Origin of the sequence: Escherichia sp. WS338, assembly GCF_046486405.1 — a bacterium.
Classification (GTDB): domain Bacteria; phylum Pseudomonadota; class Gammaproteobacteria; order Enterobacterales; family Enterobacteriaceae; genus Escherichia; species Escherichia coli.
In genome coordinates this window covers 1-21116 of sequence record NZ_JBJQLL010000048.1, presented here as the reverse complement: position 1 = coordinate 21116, position 21116 = coordinate 1, and the positions used below count along the sequence as shown (strand labels likewise).

15 protein-coding genes and 4 pseudogenes are annotated in these 21116 nt (G+C 44.1%); 4 read left to right on the top strand and 15 right to left on the bottom strand.

Annotated elements, in window-relative coordinates:
• From ACJHWT_RS23145 to ACJHWT_RS23115, 7 genes and pseudogenes are all read right to left on the bottom strand, one after another.
• Nucleotides 1-54, bottom strand: a 54-nt coding sequence (locus tag ACJHWT_RS23145; protein WP_129692851.1) for an IS1 family transposase, incomplete at its 3' end; no start/stop codon positions are given.
• Nucleotides 55-109: 55 nt separating this feature from the next.
• Nucleotides 110-238 (bottom strand): annotated as a pseudogene (locus ACJHWT_RS23140) (hydrolase); the annotation flags it as partial.
• 52 nt (nt 239-290) lie between these two features.
• Nucleotides 291-488 carry a hypothetical protein gene (locus ACJHWT_RS23135; RefSeq protein WP_001238004.1) on the bottom strand — a complete coding sequence of 66 codons (198 nt, stop codon included), beginning with the start codon at nt 486-488 and terminating at the stop codon, nt 291-293.
• A gap of 402 nt (nt 489-890) precedes the next feature.
• A complete protein-coding gene (locus ACJHWT_RS23130) occupies nt 891-2462 on the bottom strand; it encodes an ATP--cob(I)alamin adenosyltransferase (protein WP_001100182.1) in 1572 nt (523 codons plus the stop codon).
• Between the two features lie 46 nt (nt 2463-2508).
• On the bottom strand, nt 2509-3588 hold the full coding sequence (locus ACJHWT_RS23125; RefSeq protein WP_001207396.1) for a hypothetical protein: 1080 nt from the start codon (nt 3586-3588) through the stop codon (nt 2509-2511).
• 48 nt (nt 3589-3636) lie between these two features.
• Nucleotides 3637-4533, bottom strand: coding sequence for a helix-turn-helix transcriptional regulator (locus ACJHWT_RS23120; RefSeq protein ID WP_000228490.1), 897 nt, complete (start codon nt 4531-4533; stop codon nt 3637-3639).
• A gap of 419 nt (nt 4534-4952) precedes the next feature.
• Nucleotides 4953-5690: an outer membrane protein gene (locus ACJHWT_RS23115; protein ID WP_001398114.1), complete on the bottom strand. Its 738-nt coding sequence runs from the start codon at nt 5688-5690 to the stop codon at nt 4953-4955.
• Nucleotides 5691-5913: 223 nt separating this feature from the next.
• On the opposite strand from ACJHWT_RS23115, the pseudogene ACJHWT_RS23110 reads away from it, so the two are divergent.
• Nucleotides 5914-6098, top strand: a pseudogene (locus tag ACJHWT_RS23110) (integrase); the annotation flags it as partial.
• 222 nt (nt 6099-6320) lie between these two features.
• On the opposite strand, the gene ACJHWT_RS23105 reads toward ACJHWT_RS23110, so the two are convergent.
• From ACJHWT_RS23105 to ACJHWT_RS23085, 5 genes are all read right to left on the bottom strand, one after another.
• On the bottom strand, nt 6321-7217 hold the full coding sequence (locus ACJHWT_RS23105; protein ID WP_000499115.1) for a hypothetical protein: 897 nt from the start codon (nt 7215-7217) through the stop codon (nt 6321-6323).
• Entirely contained in the window at nt 7217-8839 is a 1623-nt protein-coding gene (locus ACJHWT_RS23100; RefSeq protein WP_000778955.1) for an AAA family ATPase, read from the bottom strand. Before ACJHWT_RS23100 ends, ACJHWT_RS23105 begins: the two co-directional genes overlap by 1 nt.
• An 8-nt stretch (nt 8840-8847) precedes the next feature.
• A complete protein-coding gene (locus ACJHWT_RS23095) occupies nt 8848-9990 on the bottom strand; it encodes a restriction endonuclease subunit S (RefSeq protein ID WP_000742120.1) in 1143 nt (380 codons plus the stop codon).
• Entirely contained in the window at nt 9987-11621 is a 1635-nt protein-coding gene (locus ACJHWT_RS23090; protein ID WP_000627728.1) for a class I SAM-dependent DNA methyltransferase, read from the bottom strand. Before ACJHWT_RS23090 ends, ACJHWT_RS23095 begins: the two co-directional genes overlap by 4 nt.
• Before the next feature lie 63 nt (nt 11622-11684).
• Nucleotides 11685-15098 (bottom strand): DEAD/DEAH box helicase family protein, encoded by a 3414-nt coding sequence (locus tag ACJHWT_RS23085; RefSeq protein ID WP_000438165.1) that lies wholly within the window; start codon nt 15096-15098, stop codon nt 11685-11687.
• Nucleotides 15099-15705: 607 nt separating this feature from the next.
• On the opposite strand from ACJHWT_RS23085, the pseudogene ACJHWT_RS23080 reads away from it, so the two are divergent.
• Nucleotides 15706-16220, top strand: a pseudogene (locus ACJHWT_RS23080) (transposase); the annotation flags it as partial.
• Nucleotides 16221-16519: 299 nt separating this feature from the next.
• Here the strand turns inward: ACJHWT_RS23080 and ACJHWT_RS23075 are convergent.
• A complete protein-coding gene (locus ACJHWT_RS23075) occupies nt 16520-16786 on the bottom strand; it encodes a MazG-like family protein (RefSeq protein ID WP_032153698.1) in 267 nt (88 codons plus the stop codon).
• 466 nt (nt 16787-17252) lie between these two features.
• Between ACJHWT_RS23075 and ACJHWT_RS23070 the strand changes: the two genes are divergently transcribed.
• Nucleotides 17253-18335: an XRE family transcriptional regulator gene (locus ACJHWT_RS23070; RefSeq protein ID WP_000637419.1), complete on the top strand. Its 1083-nt coding sequence runs from the start codon at nt 17253-17255 to the stop codon at nt 18333-18335.
• Nucleotides 18336-18337: 2 nt separating this feature from the next.
• Here ACJHWT_RS23070 and ACJHWT_RS23065 read toward each other — a convergent pair whose 3' ends face one another.
• Together ACJHWT_RS23065 and ACJHWT_RS23060 are read right to left on the bottom strand one after the other, a co-directional pair.
• Nucleotides 18338-19282 carry a hypothetical protein gene (locus tag ACJHWT_RS23065; protein WP_000820616.1) on the bottom strand — a complete coding sequence of 315 codons (945 nt, stop codon included), beginning with the start codon at nt 19280-19282 and terminating at the stop codon, nt 18338-18340.
• A complete protein-coding gene (locus ACJHWT_RS23060; RefSeq protein ID WP_000174035.1) occupies nt 19279-20259 on the bottom strand; it encodes a thymidylate synthase in 981 nt (326 codons plus the stop codon). The genes ACJHWT_RS23065 and ACJHWT_RS23060 overlap by 4 nt, the downstream gene beginning before the upstream one ends.
• Nucleotides 20260-20426: 167 nt before the next feature.
• On the opposite strand from ACJHWT_RS23060, the pseudogene ACJHWT_RS23055 reads away from it, so the two are divergent.
• Nucleotides 20427-21116, top strand: a pseudogene (locus ACJHWT_RS23055) (IS3 family transposase); the annotation flags it as partial.

The window sequence follows — 21116 nt, the reverse complement described above, 5'->3', positions numbered from 1 at the left end:
CACCACCCCGTCAGTAGCTGAACAGGAGGGACAGCTGATAGAAACAGAAGCCACTGGAGCACCTCAAAAACACCATCATACACTAAATCAGTAAGTTGGCAGCATCACCCACGAGGCGCTTATCATTGCTAATCCGTGACCAGTGTATGAACGGAAGATTAATTTTCATAATAATTGAGAAAAAGCGATATTTCTGTCCGGCGCTGGTCGCTGAACATGCCGCGACAGGTGAATTCATTATTCTGAATAATCATAAAGCCACCACAAATGTAGCGGCGTAAACAGGAACGTCATGATGTTTTCTTTCGTGACAGAAGAGAACCGCACATACCACCCGCAATCATTATCATCAGGAATAACATCCCCAGGCCAACGATTACTCTTAATGCCGGATGAACCCGATCGGCGAGAAAAAATAACTCCATCCCGAAACCAATAACAAGCCAGGCCAGCGCCATTCCGACGAGCCCTTTTAACAGCAATCTCACGCTCCTCTCCTTCTGCATTCTTAACGAAAATGCCTTACAATAACAGCAGCCGGGGAAGGCAACGCTGGCTGCTGAACGGTATGACATTTTACTGCTTTATGTTCTCTCAGTTTCTGTACTGACGCCGCCATTAATGGTATTACAGTTTATTCAGAATAAGGCATGCGGCCTGGTTTAATGCAATAAACTCCTGCCAGCTGTACTGAGACTGATAATTCAGTAAATACTGGTCTTCAACCCGGCAAATCTGTGGGCGTTTATCATAAATTGCACACAAATGAGAATCAGTCTGATAGTAACGGCAAATACCGTCACCACGATCCAGACATTGCGTTTCACCCGCCCTGTTGACATGACGACAACAGGCCCCACACTGGTTACAGGGAAATGGAGGGTGTAATTTCATCGCTTATTTAACCAGTCACGAACAGAAGCCACATTTCCTGACTCAAACGGCAACGCAATCCCTCGTCGGCGGACTTCTTCTCTCAGCAGAAGTCCGCGCTCTATCTCACTGTTTACGCTATCCAGATGAAGTGAAAAATGATTTAACTCGGCAGCATCAACAGAAAATTCCAGTGCAGTAAGTTCCACAAGATAGCGATCAAGTTCAGCATTGACTGCCTGAAAGTATTCCAGTGACCGCTGGAATTTGTCCTTAAATTTGTCCAGAAATGCCCATACCCGCTGCATAACCTCGCTATATTCGAGATAATAATTCATCACCAGCCCGAGAATACCTGTCGTCAGCGCACCACAAAAGGCAGCAAGCTCTGAACCAAATGGGAAAATAAGGATCTGCGCCATCGCCTCATTTATCATCACCCCTCCGGCAACAGCCACACCTGCTGCTATCAGTTTAGTGACCGCTTTGGCTAACTGCCCCGGCGATAATCCCTCCGGATTAAATACCAGGACTTTAAAGGCCTGAACGAGATTGTTCCACATTTCCCTGATAAGCCGGACAATCATTCTTTCCGTTGTCAGGAATATATTTAACAGCGTTGTGGTAATACCTGACAGTATCCCTCCGATGACACCATCTTTAAAGGCAATTAAAAAAGAACTGAATTTTTCCTGTACTCGTTCCTGGCAGGCACGTAATGCTGACGTTATTTCGGACAGGCATTTGCCGGCGCTGAATGAGTTCCGTTGCTGCCTGATAATATGCGGGATTCGTTCCCTCAGTTCGAACCAGATCTCGGCAAGAATAAGCCCCAACATCTGTCGCGTCCCCATACGAAAACCGGAATTAAGCGAAGCACTGGCGACAGCAGTAGCAAACTTACTACTCAGGTAATAGCTCTGATTAATCGTGGCCTCATATTTTTCCCGGGCATATTTATCAGCCCTTTCCATACGCTCAGTATCTGCATCAGCTTTTTTTCTCAGACTTATCAGACGTTTCTTTTCCTTTTCTGTCAGCGTTGCCTGAGATTCAAGCTCTGCTATCTGCCTTAACGTATCTTCTCTGTTTTTCTGCAGCGTGCAAATAAACGCATCCATTGAGTCTGCTTTCTTTGATTTATTGAGCGACTCATGAGTGAATGCCAGATTTGAAGCGTCATTTGCCAGTTCTGCACCATCCCGTTCAGCAAGAATTCTCCCCGGATCATCATGAATTTCTTTAGCGGAAATAATATGATCCAGATTTTTTTTGTCGTCAGAAGCAAACACCTCGCCTGTATATGCATCAGTAAGAGTCCCTGCCTGATGCGCACGCTTTCCTTCCCGGTTCGTCGCGATATAGTTCTCATGGCTGTGGTAATGATGAGAATCATATTCGCCACGACCTTCATACCGCTGTCGCTCAGCCTCCGTGGCATAAATGCCATTACGCACATTATGGATAGTGTCAACATCACCACCCTTACGATCATTTAGCAACAGAAAATCCAGCCCGAATGATGTAACCAGGCTCTTCACCATGGTCTGATGTAACTCTTCTGTCCAGTCAAATTTTTCCACATTCATGTTATTTCACTTCTTGTAAAGCCGGGCTTTAACGCCCGGTAAATCATTAACTCTGGGATGAAAAATCATCAAATTTCACAACCGAACTGGCCAGTACATCATCCAGCTCATCCTTATTAATAACGTTCATTCCATTATCATCCGTTTCCATTTCAATAACGTTATCTTTTATCACTGCCTCACCATTTTCCTGTTTCCGCGGTTTAAACAGTGGCGTTGTAATAATATCCGTCATAATAGCGGCCAGTGAATATCCATGGTCAATAAGCACAATGACTTCATCTGATACACTGATATCCTGTTGTTCTGTAATAACAGAATGCATGGATTTAAGCGGCTCAAAATAGTGTTTAATAAATACAGCATGCATTCTGTTCAGTGCAGCGAGAATTTCATCAACGTATTGATTAACTTTTGCAAAATGCTCCCGGGCCAGATTCATTTTCTTAACTGCCCGTGCAACATCGCAGGCACACTGATGGGCATTTTCAAGAGCTTTCGTCGCATGTCTGTCGTAAGCCCAGCCCGCAATGGCAATCAACGGTGCAGCCACTGCGGTGCCTAATACCATTGCGCCGCCGGCCATTCCCATGCCCCCTGCAGCCAGTGAGCCCCCACCAATTGCCGCCATCGTCGCGTTATAAGCCGCGGCACCAGAAAGCGCTGCAATGGGTGTACCTGTAGAAGCCGCAGCAAATGCCATCACTCCGCTATACACAGCAAAACCCGCAGCAGCCCCGGAAACTCCGGCAGCAACGACCGTACTGAGATATTCTGTCGCTGAAATGGCCAGGTTCTGAATCTTATTGATGTTATGTTGCGGGACACTCAGTTTCAGGTCTTTATTGCCCTCTTTTTCCAGACGCGCCAGGAGCTCAGCAGCAATCCTGTCGAACTCACTGAAATCTTTACCAATCTCAAGCTCTTTATTTCCGAGCGTTGTTAATTTTGATGATGTCTGAGCTTCAGCCTGCTCAAATTTTTCTTTATGCTCCTCGTAACGCTCTTTTGCTTTTTCGAGGATATCCTCTGCTTCTGACTTTTTTTGATATCCATCGTAAGCTTTTTTTCCGCCGAATGCCGCAGCGCCGGCAGCCACACCCAAAATAATAAAAGGTAACGCCATTCTTTTCCTCCTGTACAGATTGCTTTATCATCAGTCAACTGAAATATTTCAGGAAACATTCTCAGCAGTAAGGTATTTTCCTAACATTGTTAACACGGCTTCTTTCAGCCATACTGGTTCAATAATTTCAACATTCGGTAGCCAGTATAAAATCAACGGGACAATTTGATTTTTATGTGCAGCCTTGCATGACAGCGTAATGCCATTGTCATGTTTGTGTAGCAATTGCTGGTAAGGAAGTAAGTCCCGTCGCAAAAAATAATGGGCGATATTACTGTAAATGAACAACACAACATCAAATGTTTTGTCGCTCACCCACGGGTCACATGACTCACTTACCAGTGACTGGATTTCATCACTCTTTGCAAACTTTTCTTTTTTTATATCCAGCCATTTTATTTTAGCTAATGAAAACGACTTTAACTTGTTCTCTTCAGTAGCCAGCAAATACCATATACCTCTCTGATTAGTTAATTTATAGGGATGAACGATTCTGGTCTTACCGGCATATGCAATCTGGCAAACATTACTGTTGCAGATCGCTTTTTCAAGAACATCAAGATATTTTCTTAAATCATCCCTGATGGTGTGCTCAGGGTTATGAAACTGAACACGAATATGCCTTTCGGTTGCCCTGTTTTCTAATTTCTGCCAGAAACCTTCATCCCGTTCAGGAAAAATCGCATCAGTATCCAGTAACCTGGCCAGAGATTTGTGCAGTGATTCTTTGCTCTGGTTTCCTGCTCTTGCCGAAATAAGCCGGTATTTTCCATCGCCACAGGCTTCAATAAAGGGAGAAAGCATATTCAGATCACGATATGCTGTTCGCTCAGTGATGTTGTATTTTTTCATCAAATTATAGCGACTGACCACGCCATAATTTTGTAATTCAACAAGGATATCAATCAAACGCTCCGCTGAGCGATTTCTCGTTGAGTCAACCATAAATCACTGCACCTGTAGTATTACTCTTGTGTAAGTGAATTATATAAATACTCCTGACATCATTTGTCAGTTCCACAAAACTACGCCCTCCGGCAACAGATTTTTATTTGATTATGTTCAAACTTTAAACCAGATGTCCGGGAGCCTCCTTCGTAATACGGTTTATTGTTTCCGGAAGGGCTGATATGACAAAAAACAACGTGTCCCAACAACAGTCCTTTTTCATTTAACAGACTGACAACCATACTGCGCGCTACCTGCCCCCTGTAAAAAATCAACGAAAGTAATATTTTTGCTCTATTTATATTTCATTCATCTGAAATTATTAGTTGCCAGAGGGAGAATATCATCAGGATATCTGTTATTGATTTGTCATACCTGCACTTTACTGTGCTCCAAAGCGCAGGCAGAAATGGCTGTCAGAAGTTATATGTTGCACCTAACATAAACTCGTTACTTCTGACATCAACAGAGGATTTATATTTAGCACCATCCTCATCTTTATAAGTCAGAGTGGAATCCCCTGCATCCAGATACCGGTAGCTGAGGTCAAGGCTGAAATCCTGCGTCACATCGTATTTAACACCGGCACCCAGGCTCCATGCCAGGTTGTTTTCGTATTTTGACGCTGAAGCTGAATAAACTTCACTGCCTGCCGGGCTGTTATCGGTATATATGTACGAAGTTTTATGATGAACCCGTGCATAACCCAGACCAGCAGATATCCATGGCGTGAATGCACTGCTGTTTCTGAAATCATAATACGCATTCAGCATCAGCGTGTTTACACTGAGCTTGTTCTGTGCATCATCGAACTCGGCACCACCGGCACTTTCCCAATAACTCAGACGATATTTTGATTCAGCGTTACCGCGGCCATAAAACTCCACTTCAGTACGCACCGGCACATTGTAGTGCTGATAAAAATCGTATCCCACCGCAAGGCCTGCGCCAAAAACCGTATCACTTTTGTCACTGCCTTTGTATTTATCCGCCCATGCCCCTTCACCATCAACGAAACGTTGCTCTGAAAGTGACATAACAGAAACACCGGCTTTACCGGTCACATAAAAGCCAGTTTTGTTCTCATCAGCCAGAGTCTGGGCCGAAAACATGCCTGCCATTGCAAGTGTTGAAACAGCAATAACCTTTTTCATTTCAATCATCTCCGTTGGTTCTTACCCCACCCGATAAAGAAGGTTGCTCATTTTAAAACCATGCAAAAGACAAGGTAAAAAGAGAAAATTCGATCGAATCGATCGACAAAATCGATCATGAATGATGAAGATTTCTTATCGAAGACATGAAAATGATAAGGAATGGTTTAAGAGGTAATTGCAACGGCATGGAAGTATTGAGACCAGAACAGCACGAGATAAAGCGGCTGAACGTCAGATGAGCCACATGGACGTAACTCAGTGCAGGCAGCGTATATCCATAAAGCGGAGCATCTGGATGAGCGCAAGCTGATGCTGCAGTGGTGGGCAGATTTTCTGGATGCCAATCGGGAGAGAGCGATTACGCCGTTTGACTATGCGAAGATCAATCGGGGTAATGGCGAGTGAGTTGTTTATCAAATTTGCTAAATTAAAACTATTTAACCTGCCTTATAGGGACGATTGGTTGGCTATTTCACTAGAAGTAATGTAGATAACAGAAGCCTGGTCTATCATTTTGATAGACCAGGTCAAGATTAATAGAATTAGATTTTTTATTGGCGTGTTGAATAAATTTTAAAGGGTCCTAATAAGTTTGTAGGATTTAATTGAAAACAGTAAGGGAAATACTTAACATATAACTTCACGCTCTTCTATTAAATCAAAAACATTATTCGTAGTGTAATGTTCCCATCTTTTATTATATCCCTCTTTCGACAAAATTGAGACATCATCCGTTCCTTCTCCCTCATCTAAACCATGCATGAAACAAACTCCAGCAACATTAGAAAGAACATATCTATTATGCAGACATTCATTACCCTCGCGAGAAGTTAAAGACTTAAATGTTACTGATAATTTAAAATCGTCTGGAAAGACAAGGTTTTCGCGGTTCAACTTATTAGCCAAATAATTCACCGTTGGGGAGTTTTCTTTACTCCCATCAAATATAACATCTATCTTTAAATTTTTTTTATAAGAGTTATTAGCACTAACGCTAAGTAATGAAATAAATACATTCCACCATCTTTGTTTGTCACTAAAGTATGGGTCAACTATAATAATATGCTCTGATGTTTTTAATAAGCGTGAGATTATAGATATCATATCCTCAGCAATTCTAGCAACAATTTTTTGCCGAGCATAATTTAACCCAAAGAAATCATCTATATTAGTTACATCAAGGTTATCACAAGGAGTAGAACTCACTACATGATCAAATTGTTCAATTCGATTTACAGCAGAGATGTTATCTGACCATGACATGTCACCAACATAATCATAAACCCTACTAACCTTATTATTTTTCAAAAAAATAATAAGGTCCTCTAATCGTTTTTTTTGAAGTTCACTATGATTAGCATTTAATAGCCCAAGCAATTGTTTTTTATTTCTCTTCAGCTTTGGTAATTCACTATAGAGAAAGTTACCGCCCGTAGAAAATCCTTTTATGAAGTCACGATAATTTCTCCGATCAATTGCGATCTCAAACAAAGCCTCTGGTGAAATGGCGCATTCGTAGAACATTAAAAAAGCTCTCCCCTTCTTTCTTCGAAGAAACCTTTGGGCCATTTTTGTTTGAAGTCACCATCATCAGTAATATCTATTTTCCTAGTAACAGTCGAACCATTATTATCCTCGAAAACGATCACTGATATAAAATCAGGTTTTACTGGGTAATTTGATTCAGGTAATTCATTGTCCGTTGTTTGTCTAATTCTTTTTAAAATTCGAAGCAAAATGTGCTCACTATGTGTTTCGACTAAAAACATAGGTCTTTTAACATCAAGGGGATATTGGGTAAACAGATCACCTACAGCGAGTTGTAAAGCGGGATGAATATGTAGCTCAGGCTGCTCTATAGCAATTAATCCATCCTGAACTATATTGGCTGCAATAATAAGAGGTGCTATCTGAGTTAATCCGACACCGACTTGATTTGGAAATAACATTTGGCTTGAATCTATTTTACAGAAGTAAACATTATCTTTCAGACCTAAAAGTTGAGGGGAGGTTTTTATATCAAATTCTCCTCCACTAAATATATTATAATTAGTGTTTAGTTTATCTCTATTGGAAAACCAATCACTTACTTTTTTAATCAAATCACTATCATTTTGTTGAGATAAACACAGCTTATCCCATGCTGATGTACCATCAAACCATCCATTTTGTTCTGGATAAGGATTTGGCGTAAATGAAGAATCAGGTATAATTCTTAACGGTCCAATAGATACGCTAGCCTTTAAATAATTATTTAATTTATCTAACGGAGAAGTAAAAACTTGCGTTAGCACTCTGGTGATTATATCTCGATTAAAATACTCAACTGGCTCGGATATATCAAAAACTTTCAAATTTGTATCAACAGTTCTTCCCAGTTGAGGTAACGCACCAATTTTCGTCTTTAAAAAAACAGGAAACATTGGTTTTTCTTTATCTTCTTCAAATATATAATCAACAGTTTTTACTCGCTCTGTTGCACCACTTTTATTACGTTCTAAGCCAGGAATTAAGTCATTTAAAGATATTTCAAATTCACTGGCAATCGTATCTAATCCTTCCTTATCAATAGATTCAAGCCATAAATTATAATCAATAGGAAGAAGCAACGGATGAGTAAAGTTCAATCTATTTACTAAAGATGATTTAGTATACTCATCATTACTTAGCTCTCCAATAAATTCATTATTTATAGAAACAGCATAGTTCTTTATATATGCTGCTCTGTGCAATTGTGACCATGCGATTTTAAACTCTACATAAACCTTTTCAGTTTCATCTGCAATGTCTTTCATTTTTATAAAATGAATATCGAAAATATCACCAAGTTCTTCTAAATATGTTTTATATTCTACACCTATTGTTTGTTCAGGATCGAAACCGATACCAATAGTAATTACATTATTCAGATCCCCATTATGGACTAGAGATCTAAATCCATCTATGCGCCTGTTCCCCATAGCTTCTAAATATATAGGATCACACTGCTCACGGTCTAATATTTGTTGAAGATAAAATAATGCAATTAAAATAGTAGTCTTGCCCGCGCTGTTTGGCCCCAATAGTAATGTTACAGGTGCAAAATCAATTTCCTGCCGCTCTCTAACAGATCTGAAATTTTCAAGTACAAGTTTAGTTAATTTCATAATGAACCTTACATGAAATATTTATTCGATAGGTTTGATGCTAAAAGTTGAAGTTGCATTGCGCTTTTATCATAAATGCTTAGTCCTTTTTTTATTTTTTTATAAATAATCTCATACTCATCTTGTAGATGCTTAGGTGGGATTAATATCTCTATATTCTGCAATTCCTGTGCATTAATATTAGCCATGCCAACAATACTTTTACACATATTCATCAATGTGATTTTGCCATGGATGGAATTAAGATACCCTGAAATATAGTAGTTATTTCCGATAGAATTAGGTCTAACGCGGATTAAATATCCAGCAAATGCCATAGGCCTGTCTTCTTCATACACAGCTGTTTTACCAACAAGTTCCTTACTGTTAGTACGATTGAAAAGAAGATCGCCTTCTTTAACCAAATATTTATCCTTTTCTTTTACACTGAGATCAAGATATTTTAAATCTGTAAAATCCCACCTACCTTGATATGTTATATTACCCATCCGTAATATAGGATATTCACCAGAATCAATAGAGGCTTTTGCTGAAGTTCCATAATTTACTGAATCAACCAAGTCGCGAATCGTTCCTTTCGGGAAACGATGTATGTTGTTTGCAGGAGTTCCAAACATCTCTAGAAACTTAGCCCGCAAAAAATCATCAGCCAGTTTGATGGCTTGTTCGCGCTTTTGGCGTATAGCATCAGCTTTATCAAGAATAGCAGCAATGCGTTTTTGTTCTTTTAATGAAGGAAGCCTAATTTTAATATCTTGTATCTTTTTTACAGACAAATGTTTTACAGTCACAACATCTGTTGTAGCATGAATTTTATCCAATTCCTTTTGCAAGAAATGATATAGAAAATTTTTATCAAGTGTTTCAGGATTTGGCGTAATTTTACATACCCGTTGATTTAACAACGCATCAGTACCTTTCCAATACTCACGGTTGAAATCTCCATCCATCCCAACTAGTAAATCACCTTTTTTAATAAGATATTTTAAGTCATAACTGCCTTCATAATAAGTTTCGGTTTTTCCTGAAAGAATATCTCTAATACGGATTAGTGGAACACCATTGTTCCTATTGAATCCACTTGAAGGGAATGCACACCCGGACAATATGTCTATATGTTTGCCAAGTGTGACCAATTGATTTTTTTTCACAGCATCCCCTCCAGCTCATCCAGATCCGCCAGAATCTCTTTTTCCAGATCTTTTAACCGCTTCAATATCACCTTCGGATCTTCATACTCCTCAGCCTGATACACCACTTCTTTATAACGATTAATAGAGAGATCGTATTTCTGGGCAGCAATATCTTCTTTTGGCACTATAAACGCCGCCTGAGTGCGATCTTTAAAATCAACGCCAGCATCAATCCCTTCCGGGTACTGCTGTTTCAGCAACGAGGCTAACTTCTCACCCATAAAGTTATCAACCGGCAGCCCGCGTAAAGTACGGTAATGCTTCCAGCTTGCCAGCAGATGCGGCAGGTCGTTGTCTTTAATTGGGTTACGCTTGTCATCCAGGCTGTAGCCATCATTTTGCAGATCGTAGAACCAGACCTCGTCCGTCTGACCGCCTTTGGTAAAGATCAGGATCGCCGTCGCCACGCCAGCGTAAGGTTTAAATACGCCGGAAGGCAGGTTGATCACCGCTTCCAGTTGGTTATCTTCCACCAGCGTTTTGCGAAGTGACTGGTGCGCCTTACTGGAGCCAAACAGCACGCCCTGCGGCACGATAGTGGCACTGCGCCCGCCCACTTTCAGCATTTGCAGAATACGCGCCAGGAACAGTAGTTCGGTTTTTTTGGTTTTCACCATTGCCGACAGCGTGGAGTCGATATCTTCTTCGTCCAGTGAACCGGTAAACGGCGGGTTTGCCAGAATCAGGTTGAAAGCGTTTTTACTGGCCTGCGGGAAGTTTGTGCTGAAGCTCTGGCTCATGGTGTCCTGATAGTGGATATCCGGCGCTTCCACGCCGTGCATAATCAGGTTCATGGCGGCGATACGTAACATTGTGGTGTCAAAGTCGTAACCGTGGAACATATTGTTATCCACATGGTTACGCCACGGGGTCAACAGATCGCCGGTAAAGATTTTTTGCTCTTCCAGCTCACCACGTTCGTTGGTGCCAATCTCGGTATGAATGGATTCCAGCGAGCTGTACTTCTCCAGTAGATATTCATAGCTGGTTGCCAGAAAGCCACCGGTGCCGCAGGCCGGATCGCAAATCGTCTCGCCGCGGGCGGGGTTCGGCTCCATCATTTCAACCATCGTGCGGATAATGTGGCGCGGTGTGCGAAACTGGCCGTTGATTCCGGCAGTGGTCAGCTTGCTTAACAGGTATTCGTAAAGGTCGCCTTTGGTGTCGCCGCGATCCAATGGCAGGTTTTTGATCACCTCAACCGCTTTGGTCAGCAATGAAGGCTTAACAATCTCCAGACGGGCATCTTTCATAAAGTTGCCCAGCAGCGTTACCTTCGACGCATCAGCCTGGCCGAGCTGACGAAAATGCTGGAATACACCATCGCGCACCACTTCCATCATCTCATCCGAGCCAAGATTGCTATAGTGACTGAAACGGAACTCCTGCTGTTCTGGTGCAAAACGCGGTTTAAAATCAATACCCGCGATTTGTTTACGCTTCTCGTCGCGTTGTTCCTGAGTATCCAGCATCCGGGAATACATTAGATAGGTGATCTGTTCGATTACGGTCAGCGGGTTGGTGATACCACCCACCCAGAAATCTTCCCACAGGCCGTCGATTTTACTTTTTAAGTCACCAGTGATCATTGTTAGCTTTTATATCCTGTTTTAAATACAAAAGCCCCGCTGCCGGGGCTTGTCATGTGCGTATTATACCGTTGCTGCGTCGGTCACAACACCCAGCTCTTCGACTATCTTTTGTAGGCGGGCGATCTGCTCTATATCAGGGAACACACCGGTAACGCCTTCGTTGTGGATATGCGTAAAAGGCTGTTCAAAGAGCTGCCGCATTTCAATGGTGCCGTAATCGCGAATGTGGTTTTTCAGCAATGACAGGAAGCGCAATTGCTGGCTGGTCAGGCTGTTATCAGCGGCGAACTGAGCAAAGCGCACTTCCACCGCGTCGCTGTCCATCCCGATGATGGTACGCAATAGTTTATCCAGGCTGGCGGTCGCCTGCGGGTAGAACTCTTTCAGTGCCCGGATATCAACGTTAGGGTTCTGGATCAGCACCAGTTTAGCCAGTTCATCCAGCTCGCTTTGCGTCACAGGCTCGCCGTTGCGGATTTTCTTCAGCACCGGATTTTGCTGGAACAGCGGCTCCAGCGCTCCCTGCACCTGCTGGCGATAGAGTTTGAAGTCAATCGAGCGGATGTTGGTTTTGCGGTTTTCCGTCTGAATCAGGTTCGCATCTTCGGTAATATCCACCTGTATCGAACCAAATTTCGGCGTCGCGTCTTTTTCCATCAGGTGCATGATGCCGCGCAGATGAATGCGGATATCTTCCAGCTCTTCCAGGCTGGCCTGCTTCCACCAGCCTAAATCACGAAGCTGATTGATCCGCGGTCCTTGCTGTTGGACCTGCGCCAAATGCGGCGGCAGGCGCTCCACTTTTTCGACGATGACCGGCCAGAGCACATCCAGCTCTTCCGGGTTGGTATAACGGGCAGTTTGCGCCGCCAGAATATCCATATCAAAGCGCATAGCGTCGCTTTGCCCGCGCACGTCCAGCCACTGCATCAGCGGGGCCAGGACAGATAGCAAATCCTGCTGTGTTTTCGGGGAAAGCTGGCGCAGCACTTTTTCATCGCTGTACTGCGCTTTTTGATGCCACTTTTCCTGGACGGCAATCGACTTTTCATCCAGTGCATTGATTTGCTCGCGTAGCTGGTGAGCAACTAAATCCACCGCCTGTTTGTCGAATTTACGTTGCGCAGCGGCCCCCAGCATAACCCACGCTTCGAAGCGTTTTTGTGCAAGCGATTTTGTCGCTGTGACTTCGGCCTCTTCGGTATGCAGTTCGTGATACTCAAAATTGCCCCAGTGATCGAAAATGCGGAATTTCTGTTTATCCAGAGGTTTGCCGTTATCGTCGTAACCGTACAACCCCGGACAGAGGCGCGTACCACGGCCAATCATCTGCCAGAACTTCACTTTTGATTTGACCGGTTTGGCAAAGACCAGATTCACAATTTCCGGGACATCAATACCGGTATCGAGCATGTCAACGGAGATAGCGATGGTCAGCTCTTTGTTGGTGCTTTCATCCAGCCCTTTAAAATCATCAATCAGTTGCTCGGCGCGGGGATCGTAATTGTCGATGACCTGGCAGAAGCGCCCGGCAAACTGCGGGTACATATCGTCGAATAATTCATTCAACAGCAGCGCGTGTTTGTGGTTACGGGCGAAAATGATGGTTTTACCTGGCAACTGGCCGTCCCGATCTTTCAGGCCATTTTCCATCAGGTTACGCAGGATATAGCGGTTGGTGTCTTTGTTGTAGATCGCCTCATCCAGCGCCTTGCCATCAAACTCCAGCGTATTGGGATCTATGCCTTGTTCTTCCAGCTCGCGGATTTGTGCGTCGCTTAATTTCTCCCGTTTGATGCCTTCGCGCAGGAATTCTGTGGTGTGCGTGACAACCTCATAGGGAACCAGATTGTTATCGGCGATGGCATCTTCCAGGCTGTAGTTGGCGGTAGGAATACGTCCTTCACAACCAAACAGGCCGAAAGTGGTTTTACTCACCATGTCAATCGGCGTGGCCGTCAGGCCAATCTGGAGGGCATCAAAATACTTAAACAGATCGCCGTAAACGTTGTAGATAGAGCGATGGGATTCATCGGCGATGATCAAATCGAAATAACCAACATCGAAATGGTCCATGATTTTCATCATACCAGGATAGGTGGCGATGTAGATCCTAGCATTCTGCCTGTCTGCTTTTTTCGATTTCCCGACCACATACAGCGGCTCATTGGTGAATTGATTAAAGGCATTCGCCGCCTGTTTACGTAGTTCCTTGCGGTCGCAAAGAAACAGGACGCGTTTTACCCAGCGGGCATCAATCATTAGTTTGCTTAGCGCTATTGCCACGCGGGTTTTGCCTGTACCCGTAGCCTGAACAATTAGCGATTGCCGGTATTTGTTGGTAAACCGCTCGCTGACACGGGCAATGGTTTCAAGCTGGTACAAACGTCCGGCAACGGCCTTACCTTCGTTATCTTTTACGTGCGGCACACTGTTCAGCGGAAGACGGGTTTCACGCTGTTGAATAAGATATTGCAGGCTTTCCTTGCTGTAGAAGCCAAACACCCGACGCGGGGGATAACCATGAGTTTTATGGTCATCCCACAGCCAGATATCATAGCCGTTGGTGTAGAAGATGATCGGACGCTGGTCGTATTCTTTTTCCAGCCAGTCTGCATACAGCCGGGCCTGAATTCGTCCTTGCTCGGCATTGACGCTGGTTTTTTTTGCTTCCACCACCGCCAGCGGTTTGTGTGCCTCATCCCACAAGACATAGTCCGCATAACCGTCTCCGGTCGCGGTAGGTTGTTCTTTAACGGGATGTTCCTGCGTAACCTGATCGGTATTTTTAAGGCCTTCGCCTACATTCCAGTCAGCAGCAAGCAGGCGAGAGTCAATCAGGCGACGGCGGGTTTCCGCTTCATCAATAGAGAGAATATCGGCAACATGCTGGTTACGCGCTCTGGCTTCATTCAGGCGTTGAGTGAGGTGTTCGGCCTTTTCCTGTTCTTGCTGTAGTGCGCGTTGCAGCGCCAGTTCGCGCTCACGGCTTTCATCCTGAGCCCTGATTGCATCTTCCAGACGTTTTTCATCTGCACGACCTGAAGATTGTGTTAATGGAGGGAGTGTAAATTTGGGGCAGTCATCAACATTACCGTGGGCGTAGCGAACATACAGCCAAATTCCCAACAAATACGCTTCTTTGAGCAGCCAGTAAGTATCTTTAGCTTTGATACGTCCGCCGTGCGCGGCACGGTTGCCATGGATACGCAGCGCATCCATTTTCATGATGATGGCTTCCGGCATCATGCTGGTAAAGACATCAGCATTCATTAAATCGTAAAGATTAGCCTTAATACCTTCCGGCAACCGCTCCTGACGATACAACCAGCGCACCATCAATTCGGTGTAGTTGCGCAGCTTGACCAGACAACTTTCCGGATCGGAGTGAACATAGCGTTCCGCCATACACGCGAGTTCAGCCAGTTCCGGCCACTGGCTGCGCAACATTTCAAAATTGAGAGACTGCTCCATCAATCATCGCCTTATGTCGTGGATACAACAGCATTTCTGGAAAGAATATCACACTAATTTGGCCGACGAAGTGAGCCGGATGGCATATGGTGGTGATGTGTTTAACGACATAACTGCTCTAACGGTCAGATCCTTGGTTTTCGCCCATCAATGGGCATCTTCAGCCATGGCTACTCACAGGATACCTTGCTAACCAATGAAGGTATGGCTGATCATCTATGGGATATGTTTTTTGAGCCAATAAAACGATGGAGCTTTTCTCCAAGTTCATCATTAATGAATTTTGTTTCAATGCATTAATCAACTCTTCGCATTTTCGCTATCTTTTATCCACTTCCCTTTTGAAAAGGTGGGTATCTACGTTACCAATACTGGTTTAATGGCTACATACGGCGGTCCGTTTACGCTTACGGTAAAGATAAGCGATAAGCTCCCAGCGCTAGGACCGGGAGCTCTGCATAGCTACCACCATTTAGGATAGTCGTTAAAAGCACGTAATATTGATTGCCTGGCAGCAGGCATCAAGCTTTTCACTTCCTTTTGAAAGGGAGATACCACCATTGATATCTTCCTTCATACATGACCAATTCAGCACACCAGCGACTGGATATGGCGGGAAATGGTGGCCCGGGGGTTACAGGCAGTGAAACCATCGTCAGGGATGCTGTTGCCAAATGGCGTAAAGGCTGGAACCCACCAGTTACTACTGCCGCCAGACTTCCTTCAGTGTCCCGGGTAAGCCGCTGGTTGATGCCCTGGATAATAATCAGGGGTGAAGAAAATTATGCTTCCCGATTTATTAGTCTGATGTGTGAAAAAGAACCGGCGCTGAAAATAGCGCAGCAACTAGTACTTGAGTTCTACCGTATTCTGAAAACCCCAAATAAATCAAATCTAAGCAGTTGGTTCACTCGAGTCCACGAAAACGGTTCAGCAGAACTTCGGCGCGTGGCTGCGGGGATGGAAGCTGATGCTGCGGCTATATGTGAGGCAACCAGCAGCCGCTGGAGTAACGGTGTTGTCGAAGGTCATGTAAATCGCCTGAAGATGCTGAAACATCTGATGTATGGTCGAGCCGGATTTGAACTACTTAGGCAGAGGGTAATGAGTCCACTGGCATGAAAATCTCCACCTAGGTTGCGGAAGAGCCACTTTTGCACCGTTCGTGATAATACCGTAAATAAGCCTCTGAAAGTTATAGGATATGACACAACTAAAGAAGTCTGTGTGAACCGCGTAATACCAAGTGAATTGCTTGTTATATCTGTTTAATTAAACCTAATCGACCAGCCTTACTGGAGAGGCTGGTTAGTGATTAACTGGGAGTATTGCAATTAGATGTGTTCTACAGGCCCACGAAGGTAGATGGCTGCCAGAGTTCATCTTCGCGTGTAAAAGACTCTTAGTTGATTAATTCTAATTTATCGATCTATTACGCGATCATAATATTCGATGATTTGCAGTGCAACAGCAGCAATTTGTACTGCTTCCTCCCTACTGGTACCGGCTGCTTTACCACCAAAACGATCATGGAGGACAGCCTGATGAAATTCTCCCACCTCTTCTCCGAGAATCGCTCCCCAGATAAAAGGATCTTGATTACGGTCTGCCCCCCATTTGGCATCCTGCCGTTGCATTTCCGCTAGCACGTCAGACAGGGCTTTAGTGTCTTGATGTTTACCTTTCATGTTTCCCTTACGAATCCGTGATTTTAAGTCCATCATTAACATTTAATATGTGCAGAGTCCATTAATTCGCTACATCTCATTTTGTGAATGAGCGTTGAGTTTGCTATAAACGTAGCAACCAAGAAAAATAAAAGTGGATAATTTTGTTCATTACCTTTCAAAGCAAGAAGTTAAGGACTATTTGCGAGAGTATGCATGAGGCAAATGAGATCTTTGGTGACAAAGTGGCATCAAGACTACGCTCGCGACTTTCCGATCTTTCCGTGACAGACAACATATTACTGTTGCCCGTAGGTTCGCCGGAGGTCTGCTTTGAGGATGGGGAAGAGTGTATTACAATTACCATTCTCGGTGATGTAAAAATGGGATTTGTCTGTGGGAATACAGTTCAGCCCAAAAATCAAGATAATACAATTAACTGGTCCCGAGTTAGCCGGATACGGTTAGTGTTCATAGGTGACGTGAAATGATAGTTACGCAGGACTTCCAGCCTGACTGGGTATCTCCACCCGGTGATACAATTATAGATCTAATGGATGAACATGGGCTTTCTGGTGAAGAACTGAGTAAGAGGATTGGATTGTCTCTTATCCGGGGTCAGCAACTTCTTGAAGGAAAAATCCGACTCAATGAGTCTCTGGCTTGTAAGCTTGAGGAGTTATTCAACGTATCGACAGACTTCTGGATCAAGCGCGAAGTCGCTTATCGCCAGCAAATTGGATACCTCGAGAAAGTGAATAATGATTGGCTCGAATCATTGCCTGTACGTGATATGATGGAGTTTGGTTGGATCCCCAAAACTACAACTCGGGAAAGTAAATTCCAGCACTGCCTATCGTTTTTCGGAATAAATTCCGTCAATGATTTTTTTTATAAAATTCAGTCAGATGCTCCTTTGGTCGCTTTTCGTAAATCTCTTAATCTGGCAACCGAGCCTATGGCCGATTTGGTGTGGCTGACTAGGGCTGCACAACTTACCTCAAACCAAAACTGTGCTGTATGGGATAAAGAGGGGCTGATAGCATTGTTGCCAGAACTGCGCAAAGCTACAAATGAACCCGACATGAGGATTTTTATCCCTTACATTCGCGACCTTCTCGCCACTGCTGGAGTTTCTCTCGTTGTGTTGCCAACGCCAAAGGGATGTCGGGCAAGTGGTGCTACCTGCTTTTTTACACCAGATCGCGCAACCCTAGTCATGAGTTTCCGTTATCTGACCGATGACCATTTTTGGTTTACGCTGTTTCATGAGATTGGGCATCTCATCTTGCATGAAGCTGTCCGAGTTCGCGTAGAAGGTAAAGATAGTCTTTCGTCGGAAGAGGAAAAGGAAGCAGATAAATTTGCCGTTGATGTTCTTATCCCAGAAGAATACCGGCAGCAACTTAGTCGCTATGGTGTCCGGCATTGGAAAGAGATCATCCGGTTAGCTAGGAAAATGGGGGTATCCAAAGGGATCGTACTGGGATATTTGCAGCATGAAGGTAATATACCTTTTTCTCACCTTAATCGGTTTAAAGTGAGATTCCGTAAAGAAGATATCGTCTGATATCAGCCGCCGAAATAGACATAACGGTCAGGTGATTTCTGCCAGTTGCACAACGCATCTTCAATAACCTGCATTCTCAAGTAGGGTGCAGGAATAATTGCCGCAAGGTCAGCTAGTTTTTCATTCAATACGTCTATTGTGTCACCAGCAGTCCGGCTATTGCTGAAAAGTAGCCGGCTTCCTTGAAGGGGCCCGGTTGCTCCATTCAGAAAAGCATGACCCGGCTCTACATCCAGAAGTCCCGTTTTCTTGAGCATAGTTAGGTAATCAAATTTTGCGGTTCGTCCAAATGAGATCACGGCATTTAGCCCTGAATACAATAGTTCGAATAAAGATTCTGGTGAAGATGAAAAGCTCTTGGCCTCTGCAAACCTAGCCTCATGACTGTGTGTAGCACCAATGAATCCGATGTAAGAGCGAAAAACCGCAGGTATTGAACGACGAGAGTGATATTTCTTCGTTTCATATTTCCGATGGTTACCATATTGTCTTAGGCTACTGTTAGCTGTCAACTCATCAGAGACGCTGGCGAACCATTGTTCAAAAGCAGCAAAGTCATCAGTTATCGTATCCCATGTCCACGTTTGTGTACCGAGTCCACTGTATATATCTCGACACAAAATCCAGCCGGTTTTGTTACTCTTGCCGAAATGTGTGGCAAGGAAAACCAGCCAGCAGGCTTCATCGTAATTGTTGTCACGAAGATAAAGGCAGGCAGCGCGGAGAGGATCAAAAACATCAGAATTCGGCTCTTTTCGTAACGGAGTCATATAATCGGTCCGTAATGCAAGAGTTTCCACATAGCGTATACGACGTATACTGTCGATAATCTGACAGGCTAAAACATCAAAGCAGGCAGGAGAACTTAGGCCATTTAGGTTGTGTTCATTGCGGCTAAAATTTTGCAAATTACTAACCAGCTGACTGATTTGATTATGTCTTTTCATTGTAGTCTTCCTTCAAAAATAAACCGATATTCCTGATTTTTCATTGCAGCCAACTCTTGGAAGGCTAGTCCTTTGTGGTTGGGTGTATGTGAACGTAACAAAAAGTGGATTTTTAATATACGCAATAAATCCTTCCAGTAGTCATTCAAGGAAGTAGTGTCAATATCAAATTCCTTATTCTCTCGAAGAGCTTTTTCTGCCTCAAGCAGGGGTAAGATATCATCTAAGGAATGCATTTCAGGCATCGATCCCATGACTGGTAGGGTGCTCATGAACCCCTCTTTCTGAAGAGCCTTCACTTTTTCTAAATCATTTTTATAGAGATGTAGGCTGGATACAAAGTGATGATAGTGACCCAATTCGCATCCTATCAAGCGGGCAACTAATTCCTGTAGCATCGTGAACGCAAATACATCATGAGGCAGCCCCATAAAGGCATCGTTAGAACGCATACAAACAAATAGATGCAGCTCTTCACATCTGACAATAAACTGCATAGATATTGTACAAGGAATATCTACGTATTCTCGCTGTTCAGTTTTTGAGGGCACCAAGTCTGAGGCATCGAAAAGCTGTATTACTGCACGTCTGGTAGGTTTTTTCTCCTGCAAAAGGTTGATAACATTTTTTAGCTGATTATATAAACCACGCATATTAAACAACCGTGGCCCGTAACCACCATGTATTTTCCCATCTGACTCAGCGGATTCAGCGTAACGTGGTATGAAGTGTTTTATAAACTCAAGATCGTTCTGAGCTGAGAGATACCACAGAAATTCACCTAAGCAACTAATTAGTTTTCCTCGGGATTCTGTTCTACTTATTCTTCGGCGGGGGTCGGTAAGGACAAGATAGGCACCAAGAATCTCTAGAGTTGATCCTTTTGTAGGATCGTTACTGAGTCCATCCGCTAGGATAGCTTGATGAACATCGTTTATCAGATCGTCAACACACTCAGCCGTTACCAAAAGAGTCATTTTCTACCTTTTCCTGTATGGTAGTAACTAATCATTACCACCTGTATGGCATATAGTCAATATAGTATCAATATCAACATGGTTCACAGGGTAAGTAAGACTTGATCTTACCCAGCAATAGTGGACACGCGGCTAAGTGAGTAAACTCTCAGTCAGAGGTGACTCACATGACAAAAACAGTATCAACCAGTAAAAACCCCGTAAACAGCATTCGCCTGAATTTCTCAGTGAAGCCCTGAAACTTGCTGAACGCATCGGTGTTGCTGCCGCAGCCCGTGAACTCAGCCTGTATGAATCACAGCTCTATGCGTGGCGCAGCAAACTGCAGCAACAAATGAGTTCGTCAGAGCGTGAAAGTGAACTGGCCGCTGAAAATGCCTGCCTGAAGCGGCAACTGGCGGAGCAGGCAGAGGAACTGGCTATCCTCCAAAAGGCCGCGACATACTTTGCGAATCGTCTGAAATGAAGTATGTCTTTATTGAAAAACATCAGGCTGAGTTCAGCATCAAAGCAATGTGCCGCGTGCTCCGGGTGGCCCGCAGCGGCTGGTATACGTGGTGTCAGCGGCGGACAAGGATAAGCACGCGTCAGCAGTTCCGCCAACACTGCGACAGCGTTGTCCTCGCGGCTTTTACCCGGTCAAAACAGCGTTACGGTGCCCCACGCCTGACGGATGAACTGCGTGCTCAGGGTTACCCCTTTAACGTAAAAACCGTGGCGGCAAGCCTGCGCCGTCAGGGACTGAGGGCAAAGGCCTCCCGGAAGTTCAGCCCGGTCAGCTACCGCGCACACGGCCTGCCTGTGTCAGAAAATCTGTTGGAGCAGGATTTTTACGCCAGTGGCCCGAACCAGAAGTG

Excerpts from the sequence above, each read along its gene's own strand:
- ACJHWT_RS23130 (WP_001100182.1), bottom strand. The coding sequence starts at position 2,462 with ATGAATGTGGAAAAATTTGACTGGACAGAAGAGTTACATCAGACCATG.
- ACJHWT_RS23065 (WP_000820616.1), bottom strand. The coding sequence starts at position 19,282 with ATGAAAAGACATAATCAAATCAGTCAGCTGGTTAGTAATTTGCAAAAT.
- ACJHWT_RS23060 (WP_000174035.1), bottom strand. The coding sequence starts at position 20,259 with ATGACTCTTTTGGTAACGGCTGAGTGTGTTGACGATCTGATAAACGAT.
- ACJHWT_RS23075 (WP_032153698.1), bottom strand. The coding sequence starts at position 16,786 with ATGAAAGGTAAACATCAAGACACTAAAGCCCTGTCTGACGTGCTAGCG.
- ACJHWT_RS23090 (WP_000627728.1), bottom strand. The coding sequence starts at position 11,621 with ATGATCACTGGTGACTTAAAAAGTAAAATCGACGGCCTGTGGGAAGAT.
- ACJHWT_RS23105 (WP_000499115.1), bottom strand. The coding sequence starts at position 7,217 with ATGTTCTACGAATGCGCCATTTCACCAGAGGCTTTGTTTGAGATCGCA.
- ACJHWT_RS23100 (WP_000778955.1), bottom strand. The coding sequence starts at position 8,839 with ATGAAATTAACTAAACTTGTACTTGAAAATTTCAGATCTGTTAGAGAG.
- ACJHWT_RS23125 (WP_001207396.1), bottom strand. The coding sequence starts at position 3,588 with ATGGCGTTACCTTTTATTATTTTGGGTGTGGCTGCCGGCGCTGCGGCA.
- ACJHWT_RS23085 (WP_000438165.1), bottom strand. The coding sequence starts at position 15,098 with ATGGAGCAGTCTCTCAATTTTGAAATGTTGCGCAGCCAGTGGCCGGAA.
- ACJHWT_RS23115 (WP_001398114.1), bottom strand. The coding sequence starts at position 5,690 with ATGAAAAAGGTTATTGCTGTTTCAACACTTGCAATGGCAGGCATGTTT.
- ACJHWT_RS23070 (WP_000637419.1), top strand. The coding sequence starts at position 17,253 with ATGATAGTTACGCAGGACTTCCAGCCTGACTGGGTATCTCCACCCGGT.
- ACJHWT_RS23120 (WP_000228490.1), bottom strand. The coding sequence starts at position 4,533 with ATGGTTGACTCAACGAGAAATCGCTCAGCGGAGCGTTTGATTGATATC.